Source organism: Kitasatospora sp. NPDC057015 (genome assembly GCF_042673745.1).
Classification (GTDB): Bacteria; Actinomycetota; Actinomycetes; order Streptomycetales; family Streptomycetaceae; genus Kitasatospora.
Window position 1 is genome coordinate 1 of sequence record NZ_JBHUSG010000073.1, and the last position, 1,214, is coordinate 1,214.

General features: G+C 73.8%; 1 protein-coding gene and 1 rRNA gene. Both read left to right on the plus strand.

Going from position 1 to position 1,214, the window contains the following annotated elements:
- Positions 1–86, plus strand: a 5S ribosomal RNA gene (rrf, locus tag ACFTWP_RS38845); the annotation flags it as partial.
- Between the two features lie 93 nt (positions 87–179).
- Positions 180–1,025, plus strand: a complete 846-nt coding sequence (locus tag ACFTWP_RS38850; protein WP_380269883.1) for a phosphatase PAP2 family protein — start codon at positions 180–182, stop codon at positions 1,023–1,025.
- Positions 1,026–1,214 lie beyond the last annotated feature (189 nt).

The following is a 1,214-nucleotide window of genomic DNA, read 5'->3' on the forward strand; positions in this document are numbered from 1 at the left end:
GTTACATTCCGAACCCGGAAGCTAAGCCTCATTGCGCCGATGGTACTGCAGGGGGGACCCTGTGGGAGAGTAGGACGCCGCCGAACAATCATTCCAAAGAAGCCCCCTCCCGTTCGGGAGGGGGCTTCTTTGCGTTAACGTCTCCCCAGCACAACCTGAGCTCGGTGGAGGCGCGTCCAGTGCAGAACCTGACCCTTACGTGGCAGACCGCCGGCGGAGCCTCGGCAGCCCTCCTCGCGGCGGGGTACGCGGCCAAGCGGCTGCGACGGCCGTCGCTGGGGGGTTTCCTGCGGGAGGCCGGGATCCTGCTGGCGCTCTTCGCGCTGTGGCAGCTGGTCGGCCTGCTCTCGCTCATGAGCGGCGACCACGCGTTGGACCGCGCCCAGTGGATCCATCGGACCGAGCTGGATCTGGGGCTGCCCGACGAGGCCGGCTGGCAGGCGGCCGTCATGCCGTATCCGGTGGTGGTGAAGGCGGCCAACTATTACTACGCGTCGATGCACTTCGCGGTCATGATCGCGGTGCTGCTCTGGGTCTTCGTGCGCCATCGGGCGCGGTACGCCTGGGTGCGGACCACCGTCGTGCTGACCACGGCGGTCTGCCTGGCGGTCCAGTTCATCCCGGTGGCACCGCCACGGATGCTGCCGGACAACGGGTTCGTCGACGTGGCGGCGGAGTACGGGCAGTCCGTCTACGGGGGTGCGGTCGGCGGTGTGGTGGTGGCCGCGCAGCTGTCGGCGATGCCCTCGGTGCACGTCGCCTGGTGCGTCCTGGCCGCCGTCGCGGTGATCGTGGTGTCCCGCAGTGCCTGGCGCTGGCTGGTCGTCCTGCACCCGCTGCTGACCGTCTGGGTGGTGGTGGTCACCGCGAACCACTTCTGGGCGGACGGGCTGGTGGCGCTGGTGATCCTGGGCCTGGCCTACCTGGCACAGTGGGCGGCCCGCAGGCTGCGCGAGGGCCGGGCCCGGGCGGCTGGGCCCGCCCAGGCGCCTGCGGTGCCTCAGCGGGCTCCTGTGCGGCACTGACGGCCCCGGGGGGACCGCTGGCCGGGTCGGACTGGACGGGCCGGCCGGGACGGTGCGAGCAGAGTGGTGGGGGGGGGGGGCCGGGGGGGGCCCCCCCCCCCCCCGCGGGGGGCGCCCCCCCGGGGGGGGGGGGGGGGGGGGGGCGGCGCCCCGCCCCCCCCCCCCCCCCCCCGCCGGGCCCCCCCCCCC